Here is a 22987-nt window from a genome sequence, read left to right on the forward strand (position 1 = left end):
GGCTACGCAGGTATCCGCGGAAATCGGCTATAGGCATTATGCAGAATGTCGTGAGGATTTCAATTCAGTTGGTGAATTATGAATCATCATAGGTTTTATGAAAAATAGGTTGATTTGAAATCGCGCCTCTGGCAATTATGGCGGCATACGGTCGGGGAGAGGATGACTGCTGCAGTCGGACGGCCGGCTAACGGAGGAGGAAACACATGTTCAAATCGATGCTGACACGCCGTAATGCGATGCTGGGAGCAGCGGCTCTCGTGACCGCGATCGGGCTCGCGAACCCGGCAGCCGCCATCACACCGGACGAAATCAAGGCGCGCGGAAAGCTGATCGTCGGCATTCAGGGCGACAATCCGCCCTGGGGCTTCGTCACCAGCGCCGGCAAGCAGGATGGTCTCGACGCCGACATCGCCGCGCTCTATGCCAAGGAACTCGGCGTCGAGGTCGAATTCGTGCCGCTCGAGGTCAATAACCGCATTCCGGCCCTGACGACCGGCCGCGTGGACGTGCTGTTCGCCACCATGGCAATGCTGCCGGACCGCGCCAAGGCCGTCCAGTTCTCCAAGCCCTATGTCGCCAATGCCATCGTTCTGATCGCGCCGAAAACGATGTCGATCAAAACCAACGACGACATGGCAAACCTGACGATCGGCGTAGCCAAAGGCGCTGCACAGGACACGCAGGTGACCAAGAACGCCCCGACGACGGCAACCATCCGCCGCTTCGATGGCGATGCACCGAGCGTCCAGGCGCTGGTCTCCGGCCAGGTGCAGGCCCTCGGCGGCAACATCTTCTACATGGATCGCGTCGAGAAGGCCCGCCCGGGCGAATTCGAGAACAAGCTTGAATTCCAGAAGCTCTACAACGGCGCCTGCACCCGCCTTGGCGAGAAGGAAATCAACGCCTCGATCAACGCCTTCGTCGACAAGATCAAGGCCAATGGCGAGCTGAAGAAAATCTACGACAAGTGGATGAAGGTGCCGGTACCGGAATTCCCGGAGAAGCTCGAAGGCATTCCGTTCGCCGTCAACTGAGCCAAAAGCTCGCAACTATCCAAACCCAAGGCGGGCATCGCGATGCCCGCCAATCCGGCCCTGCGCCCGAAATCTATCCCGTTTGAGATTCGCGACATGACCAAGACCATCTTCGTCCTCAACGGACCGAACTTGAACCTGCTCGGTGAACGCGAGCCCAGCATTTACGGCTCAACAACGCTCGCCGATATCCGGCAGATGTGCCTCTCCAAGGCAACGAGCCTGGGTTTCGAGGTCGATTTCCGCCAGACCAATTTCGAAGGGGAACTGGTGGAAAGCATCCATCAGGCCCGCAAGGAAGCCTGCGGTATCATTATCAATCCGGCGGCCTATACATTCACCTCGATCGCACTTCTCGACGCCTTGAAAACCTTCGATCCGCCGAAGATCGAGCTGCATATTTCCAATGTCCATGCCCGCGAGGAAATCTACCACAAGTCCCTCGTGTCGCGCATCGCCACCGCCATCATGATCGGTTTCGGCGCCCGCGGCTATGAACTCGCCATCGATGCTATGGCAGGTATGGTGGGAGCGGCGAAAACATGAACTACCAGCTGGATTTTACGCCTGTCATCGATGGACTTCCGAGCCTCCTGCTTGGCTGCCTCGGCACGTTTCTCCTGGCGATCTGCGGCATGCTGCTCGCAATCGTCATCGGCATTGGCGGCGTGGCACTGAGGGATTCCCCGCTGAAACCGGTCCGCTGGCTGATCATTGGTTTTGTCGAGCTGATCCGCAACACGCCGTTTCTGGTGCAGATCTTCTTCCTCTATTTCGCCCTGCCGCTTGCCGGCATCCGGCTCGATCCGACGCCGACGGCGATCATTGCGCTCGGCATCAATGGCGGCGCCTACGCGATCGAGATCATCAGGGGCGGCGTGCAATCGGTGCCCAAGGGCCAGATGGAGGCCGGGCTGGCGCTTGGCCTGCATAAGGCACAGGTCTTCCGTCTTATCATCCTGAAGCCGGCATTGCGGGCGATTTTCCCGTCGCTGACCAGCCAGTTCGTGCTACTGACGCTCTCGACCAGCATCGTTTCGGCGATCTCGGCCTATGAACTGACATCCGTCGCCCAGCGCATCGAGTCGGACAGCTTCCGAAGCTTCGAGGTCTATTTCACGGTGACGCTTTTCTACCTCGTCATCTCCTGGCTGATGATGCGCCTCTTCGCGCTGTTTTCGGCCCGCTATTTCACCTATCCGGTCAAGTAGGAGGCAACCATGGGCAGAGAAGAATTCGTCTTCCTCCTGATCGGCCTGAAATGGACCGTTCTTCTTTCGGCCATCGGCTTCGTCTGCGGCGGCATCGCCGGGCTCGGCGTGGCGCTGGCGCGCACGTCGCAGATCCCGCTGCTGGAACGGGCGACGGCCGGTTATATCGCCGTTTTCCAGGGCACCCCCCTGCTGATGCAGCTTTTCGTCGTCTATTACGGCCTCGCCCTTATCGGGCTGAAGCTCGACGCCTGGCTGGCGGTCGCCATCGGCCTGACGCTCCATGCCAGTGCTTATCTCGGCGAAATCTGGCGCGGCTCCATCGATGCCGTACCGCGCGGCCAGACCGAGGCGGCAAAGGCCCTCAGCCTCAAATATATGTCGCGGATGAAGGACGTGATCCTGCCGCAGGCGATCCGTATCTCGCTCCCCGCCACCGTCGGCTTCCTCGTACAGCTGATCAAGGGAACGTCGCTCGCCTCGATCGTCGGTTTCACCGAGCTCACCCGCGCCGGCAACATGATCTCCAACCAGATCTTTGAGCCGCTGACCGTCTTCGGCATCGTCGGCGCGCTGTATTTCCTGATGTGCTGCCCGCTGACGATCCTTGGTGCGCGGCTTGAAAGGCGCTTCGCCGCCTCTGCCGCCCGCTGACCGCCGCGATGGGAACCAGACCATGACCAGCCTTTCCACATCATCGACCGAAACCATGATCACCATGAGCCACGTGGAGAAATGGTACGGCGCATTTCAGGCGCTGCACGACATCAACATGTCGGTACGCACCGGCGAGCGGATCGTGCTCTGCGGCCCCTCGGGTAGCGGCAAATCGACCTTGATCCGCTGCATCAACCATCTGGAGAGCTACGAAAAAGGCGAGATCCGCGTTGGCGGCATCCTGCTTGGCAACCAGGCCAAGGCGATCGATGCGATCCGCCGCGAAGTCGGCATGGTTTTCCAGCAGTTCAATCTCTTCCCGCATCTGACGGTGCTCGAAAACTGCATGCTGGCACCGATGCGGGCGCTTGGCGCAGGAAAGGCCGAAGCCGAGGAACGCGCCCGCTCGCTGCTCGCCAGAGTGAAGATCCTCGAGCAGGCCAACAAATATCCGGTCCAGCTTTCCGGCGGCCAGCAGCAGCGTGTGGCGATCGCCCGGGCGCTGTGCATGCGCCCGAAGGTGATGCTGTTCGACGAGCCAACCTCGGCGCTTGACCCGGAAATGGTCAAGGAAGTGCTCGATACGATGATCAGTCTCGCCGAAGAGGGCATGACGATGATCTGCGTGACCCATGAAATGGGCTTCGCGCGGCAGGTCGCCGACCGGGTCATCTTCATGGCCAGCGGCGCGATCGTCGAGGAGGCGCACCCGGCCGAGTTCTTCACCAATCCGCGCCACGAGCGCACCCGCCAGTTTCTTGGCGAAATCCTGCGTAACTAGGTTCGAGTGCAATGGCGACCCACCAGCAGACGGCATCCCTGAAAATCGCGGTCATGGGCGCGGGCCTGATCGGCAAGCGCCATATCGAGGCGATCGGCGCCGAACGGCGCACGGCACTTGCCGCGATCATCGATCCAACGGACGCGGCCCGCGAATATGCGGCAGGGAAGAAGGCGCCATGGTTTCCTTCGCTTGCCGCAGCGCTCGCAGGCGGCTCGCTCGACGGCGTTGTTATCGCGACACCGAACCAGTTGCATGTCGAAAATACCCTTGAAGCGGTTCGAGCAGGACTGCCGGCGCTCATCGAAAAGCCTATCGCCGACGATGCCGCTGGCGCCGAAATCATCGTTACCTCGGCGGAGGCCGCAGGTGTGCCGATCCTCGTCGGTCATCACCGCCGCCATAACCCCATGGTTCAAGCCGTCAAAGCCGCTCTGGAGACGGGACGGCTCGGCAAGGTGCTGACGGCGCAGGGCACCTTCTGGGTTGCCAAGCCGGAAGACTACTTCACCGTTCAGTGGCGGCGCGAAGAAGGCGGCGGCCCGATCCTCATCAACATGATCCATGACGTCGATCTCTTCCGGTACTTCTTCGGGAATGTCGAAAGTGTACACGCCATGCAGTCAAGTTCGGCACGTGGGTATCCGGTCGAAGACACGGCTGTCGTGGTGATGCGCTTCGAAAGCGGCGTCCTCGCCACGTTCAACGTGTCGGACGCTGCAGCATCACCCTGGAGTTGGGAAATGACGGCGGGTGAGAACCCGTCTTATCCCCGGCAGGATCAGATATGCTATCAGATCGGCGGCACCGCCGGCTCGCTCTCCATTCCGCAAATGACGCTCTGGACAAACGCCGGGGCCGCGAACTGGCTGGAACGCCTCGTCAAGGAGCGCCTGCCCTTCGATGCCGTCGAGCCACTTGCCGCTCAGCTCAATCACTTCTGCGACGTCATCTGTGGCAACGCCAATCCACTCGTCAGCGGACGGGAAGGTCTGGAGACACTGCGCGTCATCGAAGCGATCAAGGCATCGGCGCGTTCAGGGATGACCGTTCACCTCAAGGCCGATGCACGGCGCGAGAAGGAACGGTTGTCATGATCAGCGGCACGACCCGATTGATTGCCCATCTCGGCTACCCCACGGAAACCTTCAAGGCGCCGCTGATTTACAATCCTTATTTCGACAAGCACGGCATCGATGCCGTCGTCGTGCCGATGGGCTGCAAGGCGCAGGACTATCCCGATTTTCTGAAGCTGGTCTTCCGCCTCTCCAATATCCATGGCGCCCTCGTCACCATGCCGCACAAGACCACGACGATGGGCCTGCTCGACGAGATCTCGACAAATGCGAAGGTGGCCGGATCCTGCAATGCGGTGAAGCTCGGCGCTGACGGCCAGCTGATCGGCGACATGTTCGATGGTGAAGGTTTCGTCCGTGGATTGGTCCGCAAGGGCCAGCGGGTCAAAGGCACAAGCGTCCTGATCGTCGGTACCGGCGGCGTCGGATCGGCGATTGCCGCGTCCCTTGCCGCCGCGGGTGTAAAGCACATTGCGCTTCACGACGCCAGCGAGACAGCGTTGAATGGATTGAAGGCCCGGTTGAACGCACACTATCCGCAAACGGCGGTAACGTCAGGATCGAATGATCCCGATGGTTTCGACATCGTCGTCAACGCGACGCCGCTTGGCATGCGCAAGGGCGATCCGCTGCCCGTCGATGTCTCGCGTCTATCGCCGGAAACCTTCGTCGGCGAAGTCGTGATGAAAGCCGAGATCACGCCGTTCCTTGACGCCGCGCGCGACAGAGGCTGCAAATTCCAGGTCGGCACCGACATGCTCTTCGAGCAGATTCCGGCCTATCTCGAATTCTTCGGCTTTCCCGTCACGACCGCCGAAGAGCTGCGTGCCGTCGCGCGGATCTGACCATGAGATCGAGAACGGGGCGAGCTGCCCTCAGTCGCTGAAAACGTCGTTGAATTCGGAATGGCCGCGATTGCCCTGATCGGGAGAGCGCCAGCCCAGCCGATGGGAAATATCGGTTGCAACCTTGGAAAGCTCCGGCCCAAGAAACGCGATGCGCTCGGGCGTCATCCGCAGTTCCACCGCCGAGGCGGAAATCGCGCCGGCGACATCGCCTGACCGGCCGCGAATGGGAGCCGCAACACAGCAGACGCCGTTCTCTAGCTCCTGCAGATCTGTTGCATAGCCGCGCTTTCGCACGGTCTCGGCTGCAGGAGCCGTTCCGAAGCTGTACCAGATCAGTGGCATCTCTGCTGCGTGGCGGCTGCCCTGATGTGGAAGAACGCCCCTTTTGACCGGAAACCGTATCCCGAACGCCGGAGGACGCCGACAATGTGCAGTTTAATGCACCAATTGTGTGAAGGCCGAACTCCGAACAGGCGTCGCAATGCCGATCAATGTTAGAAAGCTAACGCTTTGAAATATTTGCCCGCATCCCGATTTCTCGGGATAGCAAAACGATTCCGCAGATGAGATTAAAGGACCGTAAAATGTTTCAGTTTGGGGCGGCGGCCGGATGAACGACTATATGACCGAAGACACTGCAGCGCGGTCCGCCGATGCCGGGATATTCATGTGGCAGCTGAGCGACGACACTGTCTATGCAGATGCCGCGTTGGCCGATCTCTTTGGGCTGGATTCGCGCGAAGCCGAGCGTGGTCTGCCGATCGTCCGGTTTCTCGACCGCATCCGCGAGGACGACAGACCAGATGTTGCCAAGGCCATTCACGAAGCGATCGTCACGGGCGAAGCTTACCAGCGCGACTACCGGATCGTGCGGCCGGATGCCACGGAGGTCGGCGTCTCGGCATTCGGGCGATGCTTTCGAGACGCGAACGGCACGCCCTCGCACTATGCGGGCATTGTCTACCCGTCAATCGGCCAGCCGATGCCATCGGAGAGGCTCTTCTGGCATTGCCTGCAGGCGCATGATCTGGCGCGGCAATGCGGCGAAATGGAAATGGTGGAGCTTTTAGGCCAAGCTCTGCGCCGTTACGGCCGGCGTTCCGAGCACGATACGTCCATTCACTGAGAACGGGCGCCGCGTTTCCCGCACGGCATCCGAAGCGATCGCCGTAGCGCGCGGGCCCTCACATCACTCGGCCGCCACCTTCGGAAGTGCGCCCTGCTGCAAGCCTGGCCGGGAAAGACCGAGATGATCCCTCAACGTATGCCCCTGATATTCCTGCCTGAAGAGGCCGCGGCGGCGCAGTTCCGGGACGACGAGCCCCACGAAGTCCGACAGGCCCCAGGGCAGCGCCGGTGACATGATATTGAAACCGTCGGCCCCATGGTTGACGAAACGCTCCTCCAATTCGTCGGCGATTTCCTTGGCGGAACCGACAATCTGCCAGTGGCCGCGGGCGCCCGCCACGCGCTCGTAAAGCTGACGAAGCGTCAGGTTCTCGCGAGCCGCAAGCTCGAGGAAAAGCGCCCTCCGGCTCTTCCCGCCCTCGGTCTCCGGCAGATCCGATATCAACAGATCGACCGGCATCGTCCTTATGTCCTCCACGCCCGCAAGATCGGCGAGCATGTCCAGCCCGACAGACGGCTCAAGAAGGCTTTGCAACTGCTCGAACTTGTCGCTCGCTTCCTGCCTGGTCTTTCCGACGACGGGGAAAACTCCGGGCAGAATCTTGAGGTCATCCGCGGAGCGCCCGTATTTCGAGAGACGCCCCTTCAGATCGCTATAGAAGGCAACCGAGCCCGCCAATGTCTGCTGTGCTGTAAAAACCGCTTCTGCCGTTCGTGCCGCAAGCTCTTTGCCCGGCTCGGAGGAGCCCGCCTGGATGACGACAGGCCGTCCCTGAGGAGGTCGGGGAATATTCAGCGGTCCGCGCACCTGGAAGAAGGTGCCGCGGTGGTCAAGCGCGCGGACTTTGCCGGGATCGAAATAGATCCCGTTCTCCCGGTCGCGGCTGAAGGCGTCATCATCGGTACTATCCCACAGGCCGGTCACGACATCGACGAACTCTTCAGCTCGCCGATAACGATCGGCATGTGCAATGATGGCGTCGCGGCTGAAGTTGAAGGCGGCGCCCTGATCCGCAGAGGTGACGAGGTTCCACCCTGCCCGGCCATCCGAAAGATGATCGAGCGACGCAAACTGCCGCGCAAGGTTGTAGGGATCGGAGAAAGAGGTGGATGCCGTCGCCACCAAGCCGATCCGGCTCGTGACCGCCGACAAGGCCGATAGCAACGTGACGGGTTCGAAGGGATAGAACCCGGAATGAGCCTTGCGGCTCGCGGCCGCCGCATCGTTGATACGGGCGCTGACGCCATCTGCAAGGAAGACAGCATCGAACTTGGCATCTTCGGCGATGCGTGCGAATTGCGCAAAGTCCCGGAAGCGGGTGCTGTCGGATGCGCCTGGGTGGCGCCATGCGGCAACATGATGTCCCGTATACAGCAGGAAAGCACCGAGGCTCATTTGGCGGTCACGTCTAGGCATAAAAGTCTCCCTTCAAACGCGCTTGCGGCGCGCCATCAATGCAGGCCAAATTCATTCAGCAATTGTTCGCGCAGCCGCACGAAGCGCGGCTCGCTGCGGTTTCGCGGCCTTGGAAGATCGACCTCGATCTCGCGCGTCCGCCCGCCTTTGTCCTTGGGCAGGATCAGCACCCTGTCGGCCAAATAGACGGCTTCCTCGAGATCATGCGTAACGAGGATCATCGTCACCCGCTCTTCGCGCCAGATGCGCGCCAGCTCCTCCTGCATGGTGATTTTCGTCATCGCATCGAGCGCTCCGAACGGCTCGTCCAGCAGCAGGATCTCGGGCTTGACGGCAAGCGCCCGCGCGATGCCGACGCGTTGCGCCATGCCGCCCGAAAGCTGCGATGGCAGGGCATCGGCAAAGTCGCTGAGGCCGACAAGCTTGATGTAATGCCTGGCGCTTGCACGGGCTTCCGACTTGCCTAGCCCACGATTTTCCAGCGGAAAGGCGACATTGTCGAGCACGCTCAGCCAAGGCAGCAGCCGCGGTTCCTGAAAGATAACCGCCCGGTCGCGGCCAACACCGCGAACCGGCTGCCTGTCTATCAGAACCTCGCCGCGATCGGCATCCTCAAGCCCCGCAAGCACCCGAAGCAGCGTTGTCTTGCCCGACCCTGATGCACCGACGATCGCAAGACTTTCCCCAGCGCGAATGTGATTGCTGACGCCCTGAAGCACGTCGAGACGACGGCCCTTGATCGAATAGGATTTCGAGAGGTTTCGGATCGTGACTTCGCCACGGACTGCCGGTTCGGCGATGCTCATCGCTTATCTCCTCAGTTCGCGACTGCGAAGTTGGCAGGATTGTAGAGAATATCCCCGGCCTTGAGCTGGCCCGGCTGAAGAACGCCGCCGCGTGCCAGGATGTCGATCCAGAACTGCAGATCGCGGGTCACCGCCTTGCCACCTTCGCGCACACCGTAGCCGGTGAAATACTGGGCGATATCGGCATTCTCACCGCGCGAAGCGAGCACCTTTGCGATGACGGCTTTCGTCTCTTCGGGATGCAGGCGCGCATATTCGAGGGCCGCTTCGGATTTTTCGACGAAGACCTTGGCAGCCTGCGGATGCTCCTTGATCCAATCGCGGCGCAGAACGACGAAGCCGCCGGCGATTTCGCCGAGAACGTCGGTATCCCCGAAGACCTTCTGCAGCGGGCCATTCTTCAGGGCAGCGCCTTCGAAGGTCTTCTGCCAATAGCCGAACGCGGAGATATCAACCTGCTTCGAGCGAAGGACCTGCTCGAGCTGCGGGCCCGGCACGACGACGAGCTTTGCGGCATTCTCGGGAAGGCCGACCGAATGGAGCGCCTCACGGACCGTGTAGTCCAGATGCGCACCAAGCGTGTTGACGGCGATCGTCTTGCCGGCAAGATCCTTGATCGAATGGATCGGGCTTCCCTCAAGCGTGTAGAAAATGCTTTCCGTCGTCTTGTTGATGCCGTTCGAAGCATAGGCCGCGATGAAATCATTGCCGCTGGCGACCGAATTCAAAACGGCTGCCGTCGCAGCGCTGCCGAGCTCGACATCGCCGGAGGCGAGTGCAAAGAGCGATGCCGGACCGCCCTGCGCGTAACCGACATTCTTGAGCGTGATGCCGGTGCCGTTGAAGTAGCCCAGCGCATCCGCCAGCTCGTGGGCAGCAAGGCCACCCTGGCTGGCAAGGAACCGGATCGTCACCTGCTCCGGTTCGGCAGCAGCAGCGAAACTGGTGGAAGCGGCAAGAAAGAGGCCGGCGGTGAGCGCGAGGGCGTGACCGCCGGAACGGCGCAGAATGTGCATTACAATCTCCTGAGTTTTGGTGGATCAGCGCTTTGTCGGGCTGAGAAGCATGCGTTTCAGTTCTTGACCCTGGTCCAACGGCAAAGCCGGGCCTGCAGGCGTTCGAGGACGAAGTTCGCGGATAGCCCGAGCAGTGCCAGAAGCAGGATCGCGGCAAACATCATCGGGATCTGGAAGTTGTATTGCGCATTCATGACCTGGAAACCGACGCCGGAATTCGCGCCGATCATCTCCGCAGCAATCAAGAGCAGGAGGGCCGTCGTGGCGGAAAGGCGCAGCCCGACGAAAATCTGGGGCAATGCAGCCGGCAGCACGACGCGGCGGAAGATGGTCAACCGGCCGGCGCCATAAACGCGTGCCATTTCGAGGAGCTTGGGATCAACCTGCTTCACCCCGCCGATCGTCGACAGGAGGATCGGGAACAGCGTCGCCCAGAAAATGACGAAGATCTTCGACGCTTCGCCAAGCCCGAGCAGCAGAATGAAGACAGGATAGAGCGCAAGCGCAGAGGTCTGGCGAAAAAGCTGGAGGATCGGGTCGAGAGCGCGCTCGATGACGCGGATCTGCCCCATGAACAGCCCGAGCGGGATACCGACGGCAGCCGCCGCTCCGAAGGCGATACCGGCCCGTTGCAGGCTGATCAGGATATCATTCGAGAAGGTACCAGCGGCAATTCCGTTCCAGAGCGCCTGGACAATGATGCTGAGCGGCGGCAGGACGGCCTTGTTGGTCCAGCCCATTGACGGTGCGATCTGCCAGAAGACGGCGAATGCGATGAGAAGCCCCCAGCGTGAGAAGATGTTTCCGGTGAAAGACAGAAACTCTCTGCCTGCCCCTTCCCGCCAGAAAGCTCCGGCCTGAAAGCCCTGCAATACGGCTGGCTGGTCATCATTGATTGCCATCTGCATATCTCCTTGTTGGCTTTTTGCTATTCTGCGGCTTCAGACGCTGCGCTTGCCCAGCGGGTATGCGGGAAAGGAAGGCCAAGATTGCCGCGGAGCGTGTTTCCCTCGTAGGCGGTGCGGAACAGGCCTCTGCGCTGCAGCTCCGGGATCACCAGATCGACGAAGTCTGTCAGGCCAGTGGGCAGCCACGGCGGCAGGATGTTGAAGCCGTCCGCGCCTTCATTTTCGAACCATTCCTGAAGCGTGTCGGCAATCTGCACGGCCGAGCCGACGATCGTGTAGTGTCCCCTTGCCGAGGCGATCCACTGGTAAAGTTGCCGGATCGAGAAGTTGTTTTCGTCGGCGATGCGGCGGATCAAGTCCTGGCGGCTTTTCATCCCTTCCGTCGGCGGCGCTGGCGGGAGTGGGCCATCGAGATCGGCGCCGGCAAGATCAAGCTCGCCGCCACTCAAGGCGTTGATGAGCGCAAGACCGTCTTCCTCGATGATCAAGCTCGTCAGACGTTCGTATTTTTCGCGCGCTTCGGCTTCCGTCCGGCCGACAAATGGCGAGACGCCCGGCATGACCAGAACATGAGCTGGATTGCGTCCATGCGCCCGGGCACGGGCCTTGATGTCGCGATAGAACTCTTGCGCGGTATCGAGCTTCTGGTGGGCGGTGAAAATCACCTCGGCGGTAGCCGCGGCAAGGTCGCGGCCGTCGTCGGACTGGCCCGCCTGAACGATGACCGGGTGACCCTGCGAGGAGCGGCTGACATTCAGCGGTCCCTCGACCTTGAAATGCTCGCCGCGGTGATCTGTGCGATGCACCTTGTTCACGTCGAAATAGACACCGCTTTCGCGATCGCGGATGAAGGCATCGTCCTCGAAGCTTTCCCAGAGCTTCTTGACGACACTCACGTGCTCGGCTGCGCGGCGGTAGCGTGCGGCATGGGGAAGCTGCTGGTCCCGGTTGAAATTCCGGGCTGCTGCTTCCGTCGCTGTCGTGACGACGTTCCATCCCGCTCGTCCGCCGGAAATCAGATCAAGCGAGGCGAACTTGCGGGCCACCGAATATGGCTCTTCATAGGTCGTCGAAGCCGTGGCGATGAAGCCCAGATGCTTGGTAAACGGCGCAAGAGCGGAGAAAAGTGTCACGGGTTCAAATCCGACGACCCTTGCGTTTCCGCCTTCGATGCCGCCGCCAAAGGCAACCGCGAGCCCGTCAGCCAGGAAATAGGCATCGAACAGACCGCGCTCGGCTTCTTGCGCGAGCTTGATATGAAACTGGAGGTTGGTTGCGCCATCGACCGGCTGATCCGGGTGCCGCCACGAAGCAATATGCTGGCCACCGCCAGGTAGAAACGCGCCCAATCTGATCTGTCGTGCCACCGAATTCCTCCTCGGTTCCATTTGCGATGGCTAAGGATCGGCCGTCGGAAGCATCGGAACGCGACATAAAATTCGATGAAATCTAGAAATTTGATAGGCTATTAATTCCTTCGCGTTCCCACCCGCTAAATTATTTTTCTAATTTGCCGGACATATCGGTAAAGGCGGCGAGCCGAATAGCTTCGCGGAAGGCGCAGTTCTCCCGAAGCTATCTCTATCGGGTGCTGCCTCGGACGATCAATTCAGGCTCCAGGGCGATGTCCGATACATTCGGCAAACCATCGTTGATGGCAAGAAGCACGCGTGATGTTTGCCTGGCGTGGCTCAATGTCTCGGGCGGTGCCGAAACACGCCAGCCCGGCTAATTGGCAATCATGTCGGCGGCCTTCTCGGCGATCATAATGACAGGTGAATTGGTATTGCCCGACACAATCGTCGGCATGACAGACGCATCAACGACCCTCAGCCCCACAATCCCTCTGACACGCAATTCCTGATCCACGACTGCATGCTCATCGCTTCCCATCCTGCACGTTCCAACCGGATGAAAAATCGTCGTCGCTATATCGCCCGCTCTCTGGATCAGGTCTTCGTCACTCTGAAACTCTGCGCCCGGCAGCATCTCCTTGGGCGCGAAGCGCGACACTGCCTTGGCCTGCATCAGACTGCGGGCATGACGGATCGATCTCGCCGCAACGATACGGTCGCCGGCGGTCGAGAGATAGTTTGGCCTTATATCCGGAACTGCCGACGTGTCTGGCCTTGAGATATGGACCGTGCCGCGGCTTTCGGGGCGGAGGTTACACACAGAGACCGTGACGGCAGGGAAGCGATGCAGCGGCTCGCCGAGCCTGTCGGTGCTGAGCGGCTGAACGTGATACTCAAGATCCGCGGTTGCCAGCGACGGATCGCTTTTTGCGAAGATGCCGAGCTGGCTCGGGGCCATGGAAAGAGGGCCGGAGCGGCGCAGTGCATATTCCAACCCCATTCCCGCGCGGGAAAGAAGGTTGTGATAGAGCTGGTTCAGCGTTCTTGCGCCTTCGATACGGAAGACCGTGCGGATTTGCAGGTGGTCCTGCAGGTTTTCGCCGACGCCATCAAGCGGGTGAACCACATCGATTCCGGCCGATTGAAGAACACCGGGTCTGCCGATCCCGGAGAGCTCCAATATCTTCGGCGAGTTGATCGCGCCGGCGGAAAGGATGACCTCGCGGCAAGCTTGCGCATGATGCATTTTACCGTTCGACCGGAAGCGGACGCCGGTGACCCGCCGGCCGTCGAACTGGAGTTTTTCCGTTTCCGCCGCGGTCAGGACGCGGAGATTGGGGCGTCTCATGGCGGGCCGGAGGAAGGCCTTTGTGGTGTTCCAGCGCATCCCACCCCGCTGGTTGACCTCGAAATAACCGGAGCCCTCGTTGTCGCCCCCATTGAAATCATCCGTCTTTGGAATGCCGAGTTCCTCGGCCGCATCCCGAAAGGCATCGAGAACGGGCCATGAGAGGCGCTGACGCTCCACCCGCCATTCACCGCCCGCGCCGTGGATTTCGGAACTTCCCCGGTAGTTGTCTTCCGACTTGCGGAAATATGGAAGGACGTCGTCCCAGCCCCAACCGGCATTGCCCGCCTGACGCCACCCATCATAGTCGGCGGCCTGGCCGCGCATGTAGATCATTCCGTTGATCGAGGAGCAGCCGCCGAGAAGCTTGCCGCGCGGATAGGGAAGCGAACGCCCGTTGAGGCCAGTCTCCGGCATCGTCGTCATCATCCAATCCGTCCGCGGATTACCCATGCAGAAGAGGTATCCGATCGGAATATGGACCCAGTGGTAACGGTCACTTCCGCCCGCTTCCAGAAGCAGAACGCGATTGTTTGGATTGGCCGACAGCCGGTTTGCCAAGACACACCCTGCCGATCCAGCGCCAACAATTATGAAGTCATAGGTTCCTGCATCAACCGGCGTCTCATCTCTGTGCATGGTCAAGCCGCGGCCTCCGCCGAAGCAGGAGGGACTGCCGTCAGCCGCCGCCAAAGGGGCGCCATCGCCTCGGCGATGTCGGTGTAGAGCGCGTAGCGTCGTGCATAATGCGCTTCCAGCGTGGTGTCCGGCCGGTAGTGCCGCTCAACGCGGACCATTACTTCGGCACCTGCTTCAAAGTCTGCGAAAAGACCGACGCCGGTGCCGGCCGCGATCGCAGCGCCAAGTGCGCCGGTCTCACGCGAGCGGGCAACGGTGACGGGAACGCCAAGCACATCGGCGAAGATCTGTGGCCAGATGAGGCTTCGCGATCCACCCCCTGACAGCACCGCTTCGTTGAAGACTGCGCCTGCCTTCCGGATCGTCTCGATATGCTGACGGTGACCGAACGCGACACCTTCGAGCACGGCGCGCACCAGATGGCCTTTGCTATGCCAACCCGCAATGCCGTAGAATCCGGCGCGCGCATGGCCGTCCTGCTGAGCACCATAGAGATAGGGGTGGTAGAGCGGATCGTCTGCGGCCGGATCGATCGCCCCAGCCAGCGCGCAGCATGCGTCAAATGGCGAACTGGCCGCTGAGTGATCGCCCTCGAAGAACTCCTTGACCAGCCATTCGAGATTGGCAGCTGAGGTAGCACTGTTCTCCATCGCCATGTAGCGGGTGCGATCGAAGGTCGATGACATGAAGACCGGCCCGTCGAGGTCAGGACCGCCAATGATAACCTGATTGATACTCCAGGTACCTGCGATGATCGACGCACTGCCGGTGCGCGACACGCCAGAACCGAGGGCCGACGCGACCACATCGAACAGCCCGCCGACCACAGGCGTGCCCGTGGCAAGTCCCGTTTGCCGGGAGACTTCTTCAGTCACCGTACCGGCGATATCCGCACTTTCGATCAGCGGCGGCAGGAGATCCATGTGGTCACCAAGACCGTAGGCCTCCATTAGTGCGGCGTCATAGCGACGCTCGGCAAGATTGAGCAGGCCAGCTCCGGACATATCGGACACATCGCTGACACGACGGCCGGTCAGCCGGTTGACGACGAAATCCTTGGAGAGGAAAACCGTGCCGATACGATTGAACAGGTCCGGCCGGTGACGCTTCAGCCAGGCCAGCAAGGTTGGCGTCTGCGATGGCCAGGGACGCTGCCGGGCGATCGGATGTGTCCGATCGCCGACGCCTTGCGACTGCCATTCCTCCACTAGAGCAGCGGCTCGCGTATCGAGCGATTGGATGCCGAGCAGCGGCTCTCCGCCCCGATCCAGTGCATAGAGGCCGTTTCCATGACCGGCACAGCCGACGCCGGCAATATCCCCGGGTTCGATGGCGGCCTGCTCAATGCAGCGGCGAATGACCTTGCGGGCATTCGACCAGAGTTCGTCGAGCCCACGCTCTACGTGGCCGGGATGGGGCATGCGGCTGTGTCCCTCCGCGGATGCGGCGGCAATTTCATTGCCCTCCGTGTCGAAAATCACGGCCTTGATGACCGTGTTGCCGGCGTCCAGCCCCAGTAGATAACGTGCCATGCGGAACCCCTCCCAAGGTTCTTGTTCACTCTTAGCCGCGCTGATAAAGCTCGAAGGCATCTTCGCCGCCAGCATCGTCATGCACGATCGCCATCAATCCTCGAACAACCGCGCTGGGGTTGGCGTGCTGATAGATGTTGCGCCCATAGACCATGCCGACCGCGCCCTGCCGCATCAAGGCCGCCGATTTGCCAAAGACGGCACGAAGGTCTTCCTTGCCGCCGCCACGCACCAGCACCGGGCACCGCGCCGCCTCGACAACCCGGTGATAATCCTCGGCATTGGTCGTCGGGTCTGCCTTGACGATATCGGCTCCCATCTCACGGGCAAGGCGGGTCAGGGTGACGATCTTGTCGGCGTCACCGTCCACCATATAGCCGCCGGCCTTGTCGACCGGCTGCATCACCAGCGGTTCGATCATCAGCGGCATGCCGTATTTGTCGCAATCCGCACGGATGCGGGCGATGTTCTGGACACATTGGCGGAACAGATCCGGCTCATCCGGCAGCATGAACAGATTGACGACGACACAGGCCGCGTCCATCTCGATGGCGCCGATCAGAGGTTCCGCCTCGTTCTGCAGCACGGCCCACATGTGGCGGTGGCGCGTGCTGTTGTACGGATTGCCCATATCGACGCGCATGACCAGCGCCGGCTTGTCCTTGCCCGCAACATCCTGCAGCAGGTCGGCCTGGCCGTAATTCATCTGGATTGCATCGGGTGCCGCATCGACCAGAGCCTTGACCACCGTTTGCATGTCTTCCAAGCCGCTCAGAAACGACGGCTCGTTGCACACTCCATGATCGATCGCCACGTCCAGGCAACGGCCACCACCGAACAGTCTGTTCATCCGGACTTTGCTGTTGTTTCGCATTCCATGCTCCTTTGTTCATTCCGTTCGAAAAGTGTGCTTTCGGCAACGCCGTGACGTTCGCGCAAGAGGGTGAGAAAGCGGGCGCGTTCGGCCTCGCGCTGCGCCGGTGTCCAGGATCTCTCGGTTGCAAGAAGATCGAGCACGGCATCCACCATTTGCAGGGACAGGTTGCCGCTTATGGCAAGCGTCGTTCGCCTGAGAAGCACATCGTCCAGCCGTTCGACCGCTTCGTTGCGGATAAGGAAAAGCAGTTCGCGCGCCGAGTAGTCTGCATGCGGCATGCTTGCATCGGGTGCGGCTGCGATGAAGCTCGCGATCGCCTCCGCCTCTGTGCCGTAGCGAGAAAAAAGCGCTGCCATGCGCGCCGCGGGGAGCCCTTTTCCCGCCGCGGCTTCAGCGATCCAGGCTGCACGATCGAGTGGAAATCTCCGCCCGCCGCCGATTGCCCGGTCAGCGGTCGAGATCTGCCGCTGCCTGCCCAGCCGTTCCAGCGCGATGTCTGCTGCCAGTTCGCCGAAGGACCGGAACGTCGTCCATTTGCCGCCGATCATGCACACCACCGCCGCACCACCGTCATCGGCGTCGATGACCGTGCAGAAATGATCGCGTGGGATTCGGCCGGTGAAACTGTCCGTGCTCGCCGGCAGCGGCCGCACGCCGGAGAACTGAAAGCTGATCTCTTCCAGCCGGATCTCGATCCCCGGCAGGACGAAGGCAAGCGACTGGAGGATATAGTCGCGCTCGTCGGCCTCGCAGCGCACCGGTTCCGGGTCTTCGACGCGAATATCAGTGGAGCCGACCAGCACCTTGCCCAGATAGGGAAACAGGATGCAAATCCGGCCATCCTCGTTTTCGTAGTAGATCATGTGGCCGGCAAGCGCATCGTAGAGAGCCGTATTGTCGATGATGAGATGCGAGCCCTTGGTTCCTCCCATCAGAGGTGCCGGGCGGGCATCCGGCGTAAGGAGCGTGTTGTTGGTAATGTCGATCCATCCGCCCGTTGCGTTGATGATGAGTGACGGCTCGATCGCCACCGACCTGCCGTCGATACTGTCGCGGAGGGCATAGCCGCCGTCTTTCCCGGTGATCTCCGCGTAGTTCAATGCACGCGCCTGTGGTTGCGCCGACAATCCGTCTTCCAGCAGTTCGATGCCAAGCCGCTCCGGGTGGCTCACCCAGGCGTCGTAGTAAGTTGCGGAGCTTCGGATATCAGGATTGAGCGCCGGCCACCGGGCGAGAGTGGCCCGCCGGCTGCGAAACTGGTGGAACGGCATCATGGCCCGCTCGCGGATCAGGAAGTCATAGATGCTGAGCCCCGCCTTGATCGCAACAGCGCCGCGGCGGCTTGGCCGGCGGGTCAATCCCAGGAAGCGGACGATGCCGTTGCCGAGCCCCGAGAAGATATCGAAAACCGGCACGGTCGTCGGCAGAGGGGCAACATAGTGCGGGGCGTTGCGCAGCAGCCGGTCACGCTCCATCAGCGATTCCTGCACCAGCTTGAATTCGCCATTCTCCAGGTAGCGAAGGCCGCCATGCACCATGCGTGACAACGCCGCGCTCGCACCCGAGCAGTAGTCGTGCCTCTCGACGAGAAGCACATTGACGCCCTGCAGCGCCAACTCCCGGAAGACGCTGATGCCGTTGATACCGCCGCCAATGACACACACGTCCACTTTCGGGCTTTGGCGAAGCCCGTCCAACGTCTCTTCACGATTCATGATGGCGATCCGTTACCTGTCCATATCGGTCAGTTTCGCTGAGATGGCTGCGTCGATGGCCGACTGATCTTCCGCGTCCAGCCGTATGGTTCCGGCCCGGGCATTGTCGATCGCCTGTGCCGGATTGCGGGCGCCGCAAAGCGCGAAAGTGACGCCGGGCTGGGCAAGCGTCCAGGCGATGACCGTCTGCGCGATGCTGGCCCTGTGCTTGTCGGCGACCGGCCGGATGGCCGTGGCAAAAGCCAGCGCCTTCTCGCGGTTAGCCACAGAGAAACGCGGATTGTCCCGCCGTTGGTCATCCCCGGAAAAGACCCGCTCAGGCCCAATCGCGCCGGACAGTAGGCCAAGCGCCAGAGAAGAATAGCTCAGCGTCGCGATGCCGTTTGCGCCGGTCAGCGGCAACAGATCGGCCTCGATCTCCCTGTCGATGATGCTGAAACGCTCCTGGATGGCATCCAGGCCACCGGCGGAGATGTAAGCCTTGAGTTCGTCGGCGCTGACGTTGCTGGCGCCGATCGCGCGGATCTTGCCCGATGTTTTCAGGTCTTCGAGCGCCCGCATCGTTTCTTCGATCGGCGTCGTCGGGTCCTGCCAATGGGTGATGTAGAGGTCGATATAGTTGGTGCCGAGGCGGCGCAGGCTCTCTTCGACTTCATGGAAAATCGCATCCCGGCCGAGATAGCGGTGAACAGGCTTGCCGTCCTGATCGAAGAAATGCTTTCCCTTGTCCGTATGCCAGACCAGGCCGCACTTCGTTGCGATGACCGCCTTGTCGCGGCGGCCGGCGAGCGCCTTGCCAACGATTTCTTCCGACCGGCCGAGACCATAGGCCGGCGCCGTGTCAATCAAGGTCACACCGGCGTCGAGCGAGGCCTGGATCGCGGAGATCGATTCCGCCTCGTCCGTGCCGCCCCACATCCAGCCACCGATAGCCCAGGTGCCAAGGCCGACCGCCGAGGCGGCGACGCCCGAAGATCCGATTTCGCGTATCAATTGCTGCCCGCTCATGCGCGTCGTCCTTCCGAGCTTGCAAGCGCCAGAACGCGTGCACCGGTTGCCTCGTCGGTGACCAGCGTATCGAGATGGTGGCCGCGCATGACGCTGAGGATAGGACCCGCCTTGTTCGGCCCGCTTGCCACGCCGATCTTCGTCGGGATCGACGCGAATTCCGGCAGCGTCAGCGACACGAGAGAACGGTTGAGGCTGTAGTCGCAGATATCGCCTGCGTCATCGAGCAAGTGAGCAAGCAGTTCGCATGAGGCACCCGAGCGCTCGATCGCGGCGCGGTCGGTGCTGGAAGACGGATGGAGATCGTAATAGCTGGAGTCGTCGGAGAGGATCGAGCCGATGCCGACGATCGCCACCTTGGCCTCACGCGCCCTTTTGAAGACATCGGCAACCGAACGCATGTTGATCAGCATGCCGCGCTCGGCTGCGCTATCGGCAAAGAGAGGCGCGTGGATCTGGTATGACCGGCCACCCAGCCTATCCGCCATCATCGTCGAGACGTGGTTCACATCGGTATAGTGCTTGCCCTGCACACATCCCGTTGCCGGAATGACTTCGACGTCGAAACGGCGCGGCGCCTGAAGACCGGCAACGACAGCGCTGACGCCCTTGCCACCGGTGATGCATATCGTGTCCCCGTCGGCAATCTGCTCCAGAAGCAGACGTGCTGCCGCCTCGCCAACCGCCTGCAAAGCCGTCTGCGGATTGTCGGAGACGGTCGGCACCACGATGGCACGGCTGATGCCGCCGAGCGCCAGAAGCTGTTCTTCCATGTCGACCAACGGCTCGACCGGCGATTTGATCTTGATTTCAACGAGGCCGAGCTGGCGCCCGCGCTTGATCAGCCGGTTGACGGTGGCATGCGAGATGCCAAGCCGGTCGGCGATTTGCGCCTGCGTCAGTCCTTCAAGAAAGTGCAGCACAAGAGCTTGATGCATCTGCCGCGCAATGACGATTTCTTCGCGCGGTGCGGCGGGAGATTTCGGTTTTGCAATCCGCATGTCAGATAGCCTTCCGCTTGTGAAGGAAATGGTCGATGGAAACCGCCGCCAGCAGAATGCAGCCCTTGATCATGTCCTGCCAGTAAACCGAGACATCGAGCAGGATCAGCGAGCTGGTGACGACCGAAAGAAGCGCAATGCCGAGGATAGCGCCCAGGATCGTCCCGGAACCGCCGCTGAGAGATGCACCGCCGATAACAGCTGCCGCGATGATGTTAAGCTCCATGCCGACGCCGAAGGTCGGGGTGGCCGCACCAAAGCGCGACATGTAGATGACGCCGGCGACACCTGACAGCGTGGCGCAGAGAACCGTCACCCAGAACTTCACCTGGTCTGTCTTGATCCCGGAATAGAGCGCTGCCTTTTCATTGCTGCCGGTATAGAAAACCTTGCGGAAGGCGGTCGCCCGGCGCAGCAGAAAATCGAAGATGGCAACGACCGCCACGAAGATCAGGATGACGTAAGGCACCCCGTAGAAGGTTCCCTGCCCGATCGCCTTGAACGACGGTGGCAGCGTGAACAGCGAGAGCGGCGTTCCCTTTGTGATGATCAGGCAGACCCCACGCACGATGACCATCGCCGCGAGTGATGTGATGAAATGGTTGAGCCCGATGATCGTGACAAAGAAACCCATCGCGCAACCGATCAGCGCGCTCGCGAGAATTCCGATCAGCGACGCGCTCCACGGATCGAGGCCCATGAGAAACAATGAGCCCGACAGCACCATCGAGAAACAGACGACGGACCCGACGGAAAGATCGATACCGCCGACGATCAGAAGGATGGTCATGCCGACCACAACGATGCCTTCCACCGAGAAGGACATCAGCATGGCCCTGAAATTGCCGAGCGTCAGAAAGTGTGGAGAGGCGAAACTCATGAGTACGCACAGTGCGAGAATGATGGCGATCAGCCCCGCCTCCCGCATCGTTCCGAATCTCTTCCAGGAAGAGGGCCGCTCCTTCGCCGCCGCCAATGCGTGATCTGTCATTGTTTGGTCTCCTGCCCCTGCTTTTTCTTCAGACGGCATGCTCTGATGCCCTTGTTGTGAAGTGTTGCCGCGTGCCGACACCGGAGGCCAGCCGCATGATCGCCTCTTCGGTCATCGCCTCGCCTTCGAGTTCGCCGGCAACCCGGCCTTCGTGGATGACGACCGCCCGGTCGCAAAGACCGAGCAGCTCGGGCAGCTCCGAGGTGATGACGACGATGCCGATCCCGGACCGCGCGAGATCGCGAAGCAGCCGGTGAATCTCGGACTTGGCGCCGACGTCGATACCGCGGGTCGGCTCATCCATGAGGATAACTTTCGGATCGACTGCCAGCTGCTTGGCGATCGCCACCTTCTGCTGGTTGCCGCCGGAAAGCGATGAGACCGGCATGTCGATGCCACCCATGCGGACGCCCAGGCGGCGCGCGAGATCCGTTGCCCGTTCTGCCTCCGCCTTCGTGTTCAGGAGCCCGAACCGCCCGGTCAGCGATTTCAGATCGAGAGCGGCGATATTCTGCGCGATCGACAGATCGAGGAAGACGCCAGAACCCTTGCGATCCTCCGACAGATAGACCACGCCCGCCCGAACCGCATCTGCATAGGATGCCGTCCGCAATGCCTTGCCTTCCAGCTTGACGTCGCCTTCGGTTACTGTGCGCAGGCCACAGATTCCTTCCGCGATCTCCGTCCGGCCGGAGCCGATCAGACCGCCGATCCCCAGGATTTCCCCCTTCCGCAGCTCGAAGCTGACATCATGGAAGCGCTTGCCGTCGCCGAGATCGCGGATGGACAAAATGGGCTCTCCCCCGCGCTCGGAAACAGGCTGCTTTTCGGGATAGAGCTGCGTGATTTCGCGGCCGACCATACGGCGTACAATGTCTTCCGACGTGATTTCGGACACGTTCTCCGTCGAAACATAACGTCCGTCGCGAAAGACGGTGACCCGGTCGCAGAGACTGAAGATCTCGGCCATGCGATGGCTGATATAGACGATCGATATGCCCTGGGCTTTCAGATCGTTGATGATGCCAAACAATACTTGCGCTTCAGCCTCGGTCAACGCCGCCGTCGGCTCGTCGAAGATCAGGACGCGGCAGTCGAGCGTCAGCGCCTTGGCGATCTCGACCAGCTGCTGGCTCGAGATCGGCAGATCGCAGACCTTCTGGCGGACGTCGATCGGAGCAAGGCGGTTCATCACCGCCTGCGCCTCGCGCTCCAGCCTGGCGAAATTCATGAAGGGCGAGCGGCGGCGGTTGGTTGCCGCCATGAACATGTTCTCGGCAACCGTCGCATCCGGGCAGAGCGCGATTTCCTGGTGAACGAGGCCGATACCCAGCGACTGGGCAAAGGCAGGGGAAGCGATCTTGACCGCTGCGCCATCGACAAGGATTTCTCCCTCATTCGGCTGCAATACGCCGGCGATGATGTTCATCAACGTCGATTTTCCCGCGCCATTCTCACCGCAGAGAGCATGAACCTCGCCCTTTTCAAGGGAAAACGTCACCTCTGTCAGGGCCTTGATCACGCCAAAGCGTTTGCTGACATTGCGTATCTCCAAGACCGGCGCGTGAACCATGACAATCTCCCTCCTTCCTGCTTTGCGTGGCTGCCCGGAATCTCCTCATCCCGGGCAGCCTTG

General features: G+C 61.1%; 22 protein-coding genes. 8 read left to right on the forward strand and 14 right to left on the reverse strand.

Annotation, left to right across the window (positions count from 1 at the left end):
* The first annotated feature begins 206 nt into the window (after positions 1-206).
* From AC1DIJ_RS22590 to AC1DIJ_RS22620, 7 genes are all read left to right on the forward strand, one after another.
* Positions 207-1037 carry a transporter substrate-binding domain-containing protein gene (locus AC1DIJ_RS22590; protein WP_112390031.1) on the forward strand — a complete coding sequence of 277 codons (831 nt, stop codon included), beginning with the start codon at positions 207-209 and terminating at the stop codon, positions 1035-1037.
* A gap of 96 nt (positions 1038-1133) precedes the next feature.
* A complete protein-coding gene (gene aroQ / locus AC1DIJ_RS22595) occupies positions 1134-1583 on the forward strand; it encodes a type II 3-dehydroquinate dehydratase (protein WP_112390090.1) in 450 nt (149 codons plus the stop codon).
* Positions 1580-2248, forward strand: coding sequence for an amino acid ABC transporter permease (locus AC1DIJ_RS22600; protein ID WP_112390032.1), 669 nt, complete (start codon positions 1580-1582; stop codon positions 2246-2248). The genes aroQ and AC1DIJ_RS22600 overlap by 4 nt, the downstream gene beginning before the upstream one ends.
* Positions 2249-2257: 9 nt before the next feature.
* Positions 2258-2902: an amino acid ABC transporter permease gene (locus AC1DIJ_RS22605; RefSeq protein WP_112390033.1), complete on the forward strand. Its 645-nt coding sequence runs from the start codon at positions 2258-2260 to the stop codon at positions 2900-2902.
* A 55-nt stretch (positions 2903-2957) separates the two neighbouring features.
* Positions 2958-3686, forward strand: a complete 729-nt coding sequence (locus AC1DIJ_RS22610; protein ID WP_112390091.1) for an amino acid ABC transporter ATP-binding protein — start codon at positions 2958-2960, stop codon at positions 3684-3686.
* A gap of 11 nt (positions 3687-3697) precedes the next feature.
* The gene (locus tag AC1DIJ_RS22615) at positions 3698-4783 is read left to right on the forward strand and encodes a Gfo/Idh/MocA family protein (RefSeq protein ID WP_310301265.1); all 1086 of its coding nucleotides are present in this window, start codon (positions 3698-3700) and stop codon (positions 4781-4783) included.
* Complete coding sequence (locus AC1DIJ_RS22620) at positions 4780-5607, forward strand: shikimate dehydrogenase family protein (protein ID WP_112390034.1); 828 nt, start codon at positions 4780-4782, stop codon at positions 5605-5607. Before AC1DIJ_RS22615 ends, AC1DIJ_RS22620 begins: the two co-directional genes overlap by 4 nt.
* A 30-nt stretch (positions 5608-5637) precedes the next feature.
* On the opposite strand, the gene AC1DIJ_RS22625 is transcribed toward AC1DIJ_RS22620, so the two are convergent.
* On the reverse strand, positions 5638-5952 hold the full coding sequence (locus tag AC1DIJ_RS22625) for an IclR family transcriptional regulator domain-containing protein (protein WP_112390035.1): 315 nt from the start codon (positions 5950-5952) through the stop codon (positions 5638-5640).
* Between the two features lie 268 nt (positions 5953-6220).
* On the opposite strand from AC1DIJ_RS22625, the gene AC1DIJ_RS22630 reads away from it, so the two are divergent.
* Entirely contained in the window at positions 6221-6736 is a 516-nt protein-coding gene (locus AC1DIJ_RS22630) for a PAS domain-containing protein (protein WP_112390036.1), read from the forward strand.
* Positions 6737-6799: 63 nt separating this feature from the next.
* On the opposite strand, the gene AC1DIJ_RS22635 is transcribed toward AC1DIJ_RS22630, so the two are convergent.
* From AC1DIJ_RS22635 to AC1DIJ_RS22695, 13 genes are all read right to left on the reverse strand, one after another.
* Complete coding sequence (locus AC1DIJ_RS22635; RefSeq protein WP_112390037.1) at positions 6800-8155, reverse strand: LLM class flavin-dependent oxidoreductase; 1356 nt, start codon at positions 8153-8155, stop codon at positions 6800-6802.
* Positions 8156-8190: 35 nt separating this feature from the next.
* Entirely contained in the window at positions 8191-8961 is a 771-nt protein-coding gene (locus AC1DIJ_RS22640) for an ABC transporter ATP-binding protein (RefSeq protein WP_112390038.1), read from the reverse strand.
* An 11-nt stretch (positions 8962-8972) separates the two neighbouring features.
* Positions 8973-9977, reverse strand: a complete 1005-nt coding sequence (locus tag AC1DIJ_RS22645; RefSeq protein ID WP_112390039.1) for an ABC transporter substrate-binding protein — start codon at positions 9975-9977, stop codon at positions 8973-8975.
* A 56-nt stretch (positions 9978-10033) separates the two neighbouring features.
* Positions 10034-10879, reverse strand: coding sequence for an ABC transporter permease (locus tag AC1DIJ_RS22650; protein WP_112390040.1), 846 nt, complete (start codon positions 10877-10879; stop codon positions 10034-10036).
* 26 nt (positions 10880-10905) lie between these two features.
* Entirely contained in the window at positions 10906-12252 is a 1347-nt protein-coding gene (locus AC1DIJ_RS22655) for an LLM class flavin-dependent oxidoreductase (RefSeq protein WP_112390041.1), read from the reverse strand.
* A gap of 361 nt (positions 12253-12613) precedes the next feature.
* Positions 12614-14227 carry a GMC family oxidoreductase gene (locus tag AC1DIJ_RS22660; protein ID WP_112390042.1) on the reverse strand — a complete coding sequence of 538 codons (1614 nt, stop codon included), beginning with the start codon at positions 14225-14227 and terminating at the stop codon, positions 12614-12616.
* Between the two features lie 2 nt (positions 14228-14229).
* A complete protein-coding gene (locus tag AC1DIJ_RS22665; RefSeq protein WP_112390043.1) occupies positions 14230-15759 on the reverse strand; it encodes an FGGY-family carbohydrate kinase in 1530 nt (509 codons plus the stop codon).
* A gap of 31 nt (positions 15760-15790) precedes the next feature.
* A complete protein-coding gene (locus AC1DIJ_RS22670; RefSeq protein ID WP_477831556.1) occupies positions 15791-16633 on the reverse strand; it encodes a class I fructose-bisphosphate aldolase in 843 nt (280 codons plus the stop codon).
* Positions 16606-18351 (reverse strand): glycerol-3-phosphate dehydrogenase/oxidase, encoded by a 1746-nt coding sequence (locus AC1DIJ_RS22675; protein WP_112390045.1) that lies wholly within the window; start codon positions 18349-18351, stop codon positions 16606-16608. The genes AC1DIJ_RS22670 and AC1DIJ_RS22675 overlap by 28 nt, the downstream gene beginning before the upstream one ends.
* A 12-nt stretch (positions 18352-18363) precedes the next feature.
* On the reverse strand, positions 18364-19359 hold the full coding sequence (locus AC1DIJ_RS22680; protein ID WP_112390046.1) for an aldo/keto reductase: 996 nt from the start codon (positions 19357-19359) through the stop codon (positions 18364-18366).
* Positions 19356-20360 (reverse strand): sugar-binding transcriptional regulator, encoded by a 1005-nt coding sequence (locus AC1DIJ_RS22685; protein WP_112390047.1) that lies wholly within the window; start codon positions 20358-20360, stop codon positions 19356-19358. Before AC1DIJ_RS22685 ends, AC1DIJ_RS22680 begins: the two co-directional genes overlap by 4 nt.
* A gap of 1 nt (position 20361) precedes the next feature.
* Positions 20362-21351, reverse strand: a complete 990-nt coding sequence (locus tag AC1DIJ_RS22690) for an ABC transporter permease (protein ID WP_112390048.1) — start codon at positions 21349-21351, stop codon at positions 20362-20364.
* 28 nt (positions 21352-21379) lie between these two features.
* Positions 21380-22924, reverse strand: a complete 1545-nt coding sequence (locus tag AC1DIJ_RS22695; protein ID WP_112390049.1) for a sugar ABC transporter ATP-binding protein — start codon at positions 22922-22924, stop codon at positions 21380-21382.
* Positions 22925-22987: the final 63 nt, after the last annotated feature.

Source organism: Rhizobium sp. 10N427, assembly GCF_056394605.1.